We start from the raw sequence: 6,831 nt of genomic DNA, 5'->3' as shown, positions 1-6,831 counted from the left end.
CCGCCCTCGGCGGCCAGCGTGGTCAGGGCGTGGTGGGCGGTGCTGGGAAGCGTCATCGTCGGCGGGACCTATCCACGTGTGGGCCGGACAGTTCGATGTGGTGCAGGCACATCGTAATCGGGGCCCGCCGGCGCTTCACCCCGCAGGTCTGTCCGGACCGCCCGCCGCGCCGCTCAACCCTCGCGGGGTCACGGAACGTCTCCCCCATGTCCGGAGTCTGCACCGGACGCGTTCGGCCCCGGGCCTCCCGTGTCCGAACGTCTAGGCTGAGCCCAACGCCGACAGCGGCGATGATGCGACAGGGGGAGCGCGATGAACGACAGCACAGGTGGCACGGAGCGGCTGCCGGGCCGCGACCGGCGCCGCTTCCCGGGGATCTCCTCCCGGGCCTACGAACACCCCGCGGACCGTTCGGCGCTCGTGGCCCTGCGCAAGCTGAGCGGCTTCGACGCGGTCTTCAAGGCGCTGAGCGGACTGCTGACCGAGCGCAGCCTGCGGCTGCTCTTCCTCGCCAACTCCGTGCGCGTCAACGACGAGCAGTTCGCGCACCTCAACGCCATGCTGCGGGACGCCTGTTACATACTGGACCTGGAGCAGGTCCCGCCGATGTACGTCAACCAGGACCCGCAGCCGAACGCCATGTGCATCGGCCTCGACAAGCCGGTCATCGTCGTCACGACGGGCCTCGTCGAGCTGCTCGACGAGGAGGAGATGCGGGCGGTCGTGGGCCACGAGGTGGGGCACGCGCTGTCCGGCCACTCGGTCTACCGCACGATCCTGCTCTTCCTCACCAACCTCGCGCTGAAGGTCGCCTGGATCCCGCTGGGCAACGTCGCGATCATGGCGCTGGTGACCGCGCTGCGCGAGTGGTTCCGCAAGTCGGAGCTGTCGGCCGACCGGGCCGGCCTGCTGGTGGGCCAGGACCTGCAGGCGTCGATGCGCGGCCTGATGAAGCTGGCGGGCGGCAACCACCTGCACGAGATGAACGTCGACTCCTTCCTCGCCCAGGCTGAGGAGTACGAGGCGGGCGGTGATCTGCGGGACTCGGTGCTCAAGATCATGAACGTCCTGCCACGCAGTCATCCCTTCACCACCGTGCGCGCCGCCGAGCTGAAGAAGTGGGCGGCCAGCCGCGACTATCAGCGGATCATGGACGGCCACTACCCGCGGCGCGAGGACGACAAGGAAACCACCGTCGCGGACTCCTTCCGGCAGTCGGCGAACCACTACACGGAGTCCATGAAGAACAGCAAGGACCCGCTGATGGGTCTCGTCCGCGACATCGCGGGCGGCGCGGGCGATCTGGGCGGCAGGCTGCGCGACACCTTCACGGGGCGTGGCGGCTCGGACAGCGGCAACGCGGGCAACGACGGTGGCAGTGGAAACGGCAACGGTGGTGGGAGCGGACCGGACGGTCCTGGTCGGTCCTAGCCGGACCGGACCGCCCTAGCCCGACCGGACCGCCCTAGTCGGCCGGGGCGGCCGGATGGGCCGGGCTGGGCTGCGCGCTGGTCGACAGCACCCCGCACATCGACGCCGCCGCCCGGCCCCGTGCGTAGGGGTCGGTGCCCGCCGGCCCGTCGTCCGTGGCCTCCTCGCCCGCCAGCAGCGGCGTCAGCGCCTCCGACGGGTCGGCGGAGCAGGGCAGCGGGCCGGCCCGCATCGAGACCTGCTGCACGCTCAGTCGCTGTGCGCGCAGGTCCTCGCGGTCGATGTGGAAGCGCACCTCACGCCGCACGGTGAACAGCGAGGCGTGTCCCGCAGCCTTCTCGCCCTGCCCGGCATCCGCCGCCTTGACCGCGTAGACGAACACGTGGTCGGCCATGACCTCCAGCGCGTCGGAGCCCGACTCCTGGACCGTCAGCGTGCCGTTCACCCGCACGCGGTGGTCGGCGAGCGCGGTCTTCGCCGGGTCGAAGCGGATCATCCAGCCGGTCGCCGCGTGCCGCCCGTCGTTCTGCGGGTGCTCCACGCTCTCGTCGAACTGTGCGTACTGCGCCGGGTCGATCTTGATCCGTACGCCCCGGATGGCGTCCCCGGTGAGCACCCCGGGGTCGAGTGAGCTCTCCACGATGTAGTCCTTGGCCACCGTCAGCGCGGAGAGCACCTGGCTCTCGGAGAAGTGCGTGGTACGGCGTACGGGAGGCAGGGTCACGCCGTCCGCGCCGGTACGGAACTGTGCGGCCTGGCTGTGCTCGTAGAGGTCACCGGGCGTCGCACCGGGCACCTGGTCGCGTGGGGCCAGTGGCAGCAAAGTGGTGCGCATCGGGTCGGCGGGCGGGTTCGTGGGAGTCGGATAGGGATTGCGGATGCCCATGTAGATCGCGGTGCCGAAGGCGAGGACGATCAGCAGGACCAGCACGATGCCCTGCCGGGACGCGGTGACGGCGCCCTGCTCGTCCGGGCCCGGGCCGCCCATGCCCGCTTCGCCCTCTGTGTCCGTTCCGGCGGCGGACGAGGCGGTGCGATGACGTACGGCGGCGTGCTCCTCGTCCTCCATGCGCTCCCGCGCGGAGTACTCCTGGAGCTGCGCAGCCTTGATGAAGGACTCGTCGAAGACGACGGAACGGTAGTCCTCGCGGTGCTCGTCGTCGCCCCCGGGGGTGTCGTCGGGTGTTCCCTCGGGGGGATTGCCTCGCCCGGCCATAGGACAAGAGTAGGTCCGCACCGGCCTGGGCACACGCTGCGGTGCGGCAACAACTCGGTACGTTACTCAGGCGCGTTACGTCCCGGGCCCGGCCAGGGATCCGGCTCAGCCCTCGCGCGGGTGGGCTCCGACAGCGGGGGCCGCGGCGTCGTGCGACGTCGACGGCGACACCGCGCTGCCGCTGTGGTGCGCTCTCGCGGAGGAGTCGGCTTCCGAGGTCGCGGGCGGCGGAGCGGGGTCCTGACGCTGGCCGGAGGTGCCGCGGTAGACGGCGCTGAGGGCGAGGGCGAGCATTCCGATGCCCATCACCACGGCCAGCAGCCAGGCGATGGGCCGCTGCCAGCGGACGTGGCCGCCGCCGTACGGGCGCGGGGCGGCGCGGTGCGTACGGAACGGGGGCCGGTAGTCGGAGCCGTGCTCCTCGGCCACGTCGAAGCGGGGGCCGGGGTGACGGTGGTGGCCGAAGGCACCGAAGGGGCCGGAGGAGCTGTACGCGGCGTGCGGGCTGTGCGGCCCGTACGGGCTGTGTGGGCCAAAGGGACCGTACGGCCCGTCGTGCCCGGTCTCGTCGCCGTCGGCCGGCTCCACGTACTCCGAGTAGTCGGAGCGGTCGAACCGGCCTTCGTCATCCGGATCGTCGTCGACATCGATGTCGACGTCCATCTCCATGTCGATGTCCAGGTCGGCATCGACGTCAGGGTCGAGTTCGGGGTCGAACTCGCCCTCACCACCCGGCCCGTACCCGTAGCCGTCCTCGAAGCCGCGGGCAGTCTCACTCTCGGCGTGTGACTGCGCGGCGGCCAATATGCGCTCGACGGCGGTGGGCTCATGGACTGCGGCAGACCGCACGAAGTCCTCATCGAATACCACGGAGGCGAACTCATCGTCCGCGGCTCCATGGTGGCGGTACTCGGGCTCCTCACCGTCCGGGAACGGCTGGCCCCGCAGGTCGTCCGGCACGTTGCTCAGCGTAGACCTAAGCGGTCAACAGGGGCAGGGAGAAGCCGGATTCCATCAAATCGACGGTACGGGCCGTCACCCGCGCGTGTGACCGTCCCCGGTGACCACGTACTTCGTCGAGGTCAGTTCCGGCAGGCCCATGGGGCCGCGCGCGTGCAGCTTCTGCGTCGAGATGCCGATCTCGGCACCGAAGCCGAACTGACTTCCGTCCGTGAAGCGCGTGGAGGCGTTGACCATCACGGCGGTCGCGTCGACCAGTGCCGTGAAGCGGCGGGCGGTGGCGGCGTCACGCGTGACGATCGCCTCGGTGTGCCCCGAGGTCCACTCGCGAATGTGCCGGACAGCGGCGTCCAGGGACGGGACGACGGCGGCGGCGATGTCGTACGACAGGTACTCGGTGCCCCAGTCCTCCTCGGTGGCCGGCACGACGTCCGCGCCCGCCTTCTGCCACGTCAGGTCACCGTGCACGGTGACGCCCGCCGCTGCCAGGGCCTCGACGGCGCGCGGCAGGAACGCGTCGGCGATCCCGGCGTGCACGAGGACCGTCTCGGCGGCGTTGCAGACGCTGGGGCGCTGGGCCTTGGAGTTGACGAGGATGTCGAGGGCCATGTCCAGGTCGGCCAGTTCGTCCACGTACACATGGCAGTTGCCGACCCCGGTCTCGATGACGGGAACGGTGGACCCCTCGACCACGGACCGGATGAGGGAGGCGCCGCCGCGCGGGATCAGCACGTCGACCAGGCCGCGGGCCCGCATCAACTCCTCCACACTGGCCCGGCTCTCGCCCGGCACGAGCTGCACCGCGTCCGCCGGGAGACCGGCGCCGGCCACGGCGTCGCGCAGCACGTCGACAAGGGCGCTGTTGGAGGCGTACGCGGAGGAGGAGCCGCGCAGCAGCACCGCGTTGCCGGACTTCAGGCACAGCGCGGCCGCGTCGACGGTGACGTTGGGGCGGGCCTCGTAGATGATGCCGACGACGCCGAGGGGGACCCGGACCTGGCGCAGTTCGAGTCCGTTGGGCAGCGTCGAGCCGCGCACGACCTCGCCGACCGGGTCGGGCAGCGCGACCACGTCGCGCACGTCGGAGGCGATGGCGGCGATCCGCTCCGCCGTCAGCGTCAGCCGGTCCACGATCGCTTCCGGGGTGCCGGCGGTCCGGGCCTTGACGATGTCGAGGGCGTTGGCGGTGACGATCTCCTCCGCACGGGCGATGAGCGCGTCCGCGACGGCGAGCAGCGCCGCATCACGCGCGGTGCGGGGCAGCGGGGCGAGTTCGGCCGCCGCCTCCTTCGCACGGCGGGCGGTCTCGGTGACGGGCGAGGCCGGTGGGACGGGTGCGACGGACGGGTTGTGCGGAGCGCTCATGCTCCCGAGCTTAGCGACGCCGGCGGTGCCCCCGTCGCGCCGTCCCGCTGTACGGGACGACGGCGGCGGCTGCGCCAGGAGGTTGCACTAAGAATCGGGAGGTTGCACTAGAAGGGGTGGACGCCGAGCGATGCCGCGGCGGGCGGGCCGTACCCCTCGGCGAGGCGCTGGTGGTAAGTCTCCCGGCCGATGACCTCGAGGCCGACGATCTCCCATGGCGGCAGCTTCGCCGACGCCCGGTGCTCGCCCCACAGCCGCAGCGCCACCGCGGCGGCGTCGTGCAGGTCGCGCGCCTCTTCCCAGTAGCGGATCTCGGCGTGGTCGTTCGCGTACCGGCTGTTCAGCAGGAAGGGGTGGTCGTAGGCGAGCTGTTCGAGCGCCCGCCGGATCTCCTTGAGCGGGGCCTCCACTCCGGCGACGCTCAGGGTGATGTGCCAGAGCCGGGAGTGCTCACGCCGGTTCCCGCCCGTTTCCGCACGTGGCTCGGCCCGGTCCTCTGTGTCGACGCTGGCGAGTCGTCTCACGGGCGGCCTCCTCGTCCGGGTGCGGTGCTGCTGGATGCTGCTGTCCTCCGGGCGCCGCTCCCCGCCGCACGACCCCCAGGACAAAGTTGACCAGTCTCCGGGGAGCCGCGTGGCCCTTTTCCGGAAGGTGTCCGTGGAAAGGCTGGTCTTTCGCCGCTCCCGGTGACGCTTCCTGCCCCGTCCGGGGCATCACCGGCCCGTGACACGTCCCTGGCCGCACCGCGGGCGGGGCCCGCACCGGAGCGGGGCCTCACGTGTCCAGCAGCACCAGATCGTCCCGGTGCACGATCTCGCGCTCGTACGCGGGCCCCAGTTCCCGCGCCAGCTCCGGCGTCGAGCGCCCCAGCAGCTGCGGGATCTCCTTGGCGTCGAAGTTGACGAGCCCCCTGGCGACGGCGAGCCCCCGCTCGTCGCGCAGCTCGACCGGGTCTCCGGCCGCGAAGTCGCCCTCGACCCTGGCGATGCCCGCGGCCAGCAGGGAGGACCGCCGCTGGACCACCGCCCGTACCGCGCCGTCGTCCAGCGTCAGCGCGCCCCTCGGCGTGGACGCGTGCGCGAGCCACAGCAGCCGGCCGGCGGCGCGGCGGCCCGTCCGGTGGAAGTAGGTGCCGATGGCGGCCCCGGCGAGCGCTTCGGCCGCGCGGCTGGCGGCGGTGAGCACGACCGGCACGCCGGCCGCGGCCGCGATACGGGCGGCCTCCACCTTCGTCACCATGCCGCCGGTGCCGAGCCCGACCCGTCCCGCGCTGCCGATGTCGATGCCGGCCAGTTCCCTGGGGCCGGTGACCTCGGCGATCCGGGAGGTGCCCGGGGTGGCGGGATTCCCGTCGTAGAGGCCGTCCACGTCGGAGAGCAGGACCAGCAGGTCCGCCCGTACGAGGTGGGCGACGAGCGCGGCGAGCCGGTCGTTGTCGCCGAAGCGGATCTCCTCGGTGGCGACGGCGTCGTTCTCGTTGACCACCGGGACGACGCCGAGGGACAGCAGCCGCTCCAGCGTCCGTGACGCGTTGCGGTAGTGCGCGCGGCGGACGAGGTCGTCGGCGGTGAGGAGCACCTGGCCGACGGTGAGCCCGGCGCGCCCGAAGGCCGCCGCGTACCGCTCGATCAGCAGCATCTGACCGACGCTGGCAGCGGCCTGCTGGGTGGCGAGATCGCGGGGCCGGGCGGGCAGCCCGAGCGGCGCGAGCCCGGCGGCGATGGCTCCGGAGGAGACCAGGACGAGCTGGCCGCCGACGCTGCGGCGGGTCGCGAGCGCGTCGACCAGCCGCTCCAGTCGGTCGGGATCCAGGCCGCCGGCCGCCGTCGTCAGCGACGACGAGCCGACCTTCACCACCA

The 6,831-nt window shown here is 72.1% G+C and carries 6 protein-coding genes; 1 reads left to right on the top strand and 5 read right to left on the bottom strand.

The features are described 5' to 3' along the window. The first annotated feature begins 312 nt into the window (after window positions 1-312). Window positions 313-1,431, top strand: coding sequence for a M48 family metallopeptidase (locus ACRDP3_RS07295; RefSeq protein ID WP_431516015.1), 1,119 nt, complete (start codon window positions 313-315; stop codon window positions 1,429-1,431). Between the two features lie 34 nt (window positions 1,432-1,465). On the opposite strand, the gene ACRDP3_RS07290 is transcribed toward ACRDP3_RS07295, so the two are convergent. The 5 genes from ACRDP3_RS07290 to proB form a co-directional block, all read right to left on the bottom strand. Continuing rightward, window positions 1,466-2,647 carry a hypothetical protein gene (locus ACRDP3_RS07290; protein ID WP_431516014.1) on the bottom strand — a complete coding sequence of 394 codons (1,182 nt, stop codon included), beginning with the start codon at window positions 2,645-2,647 and terminating at the stop codon, window positions 1,466-1,468. A 105-nt stretch (window positions 2,648-2,752) separates the two neighbouring features. Continuing rightward, window positions 2,753-3,607, bottom strand: a complete 855-nt coding sequence (locus ACRDP3_RS07285; protein ID WP_431516013.1) for a hypothetical protein — start codon at window positions 3,605-3,607, stop codon at window positions 2,753-2,755. A 75-nt stretch (window positions 3,608-3,682) separates the two neighbouring features. Then, window positions 3,683-4,972: a glutamate-5-semialdehyde dehydrogenase gene (locus ACRDP3_RS07280; RefSeq protein ID WP_431516012.1), complete on the bottom strand. Its 1,290-nt coding sequence runs from the start codon at window positions 4,970-4,972 to the stop codon at window positions 3,683-3,685. 107 nt (window positions 4,973-5,079) lie between these two features. Beyond that, entirely contained in the window at window positions 5,080-5,496 is a 417-nt protein-coding gene (locus tag ACRDP3_RS07275) for a hypothetical protein (protein WP_431516011.1), read from the bottom strand. Between the two features lie 250 nt (window positions 5,497-5,746). Further along, a complete protein-coding gene (gene proB, locus ACRDP3_RS07270) occupies window positions 5,747-6,829 on the bottom strand; it encodes a glutamate 5-kinase (RefSeq protein WP_431516010.1) in 1,083 nt (360 codons plus the stop codon). Window positions 6,830-6,831 lie beyond the last annotated feature (2 nt).

The sequence above is a fragment of the Streptomyces sp. genome (assembly GCF_050698815.1).
In the GTDB taxonomy this organism is placed as follows: domain Bacteria; phylum Actinomycetota; class Actinomycetes; order Streptomycetales; family Streptomycetaceae; genus Streptomyces.
The sequence above is the reverse complement of the archived record's forward strand: the minus strand, read 5'-3'. Positions and strand labels throughout refer to the sequence as shown.

Excerpts from the sequence above, each read along its gene's own strand:
- ACRDP3_RS07295 (WP_431516015.1), top strand. The coding sequence starts at position 313 with ATGAACGACAGCACAGGTGGCACGGAGCGGCTGCCGGGCCGCGACCGG.
- ACRDP3_RS07290 (WP_431516014.1), bottom strand. The coding sequence starts at position 2,647 with ATGGCCGGGCGAGGCAATCCCCCCGAGGGAACACCCGACGACACCCCC.
- ACRDP3_RS07280 (WP_431516012.1), bottom strand. The coding sequence starts at position 4,972 with ATGAGCGCTCCGCACAACCCGTCCGTCGCACCCGTCCCACCGGCCTCG.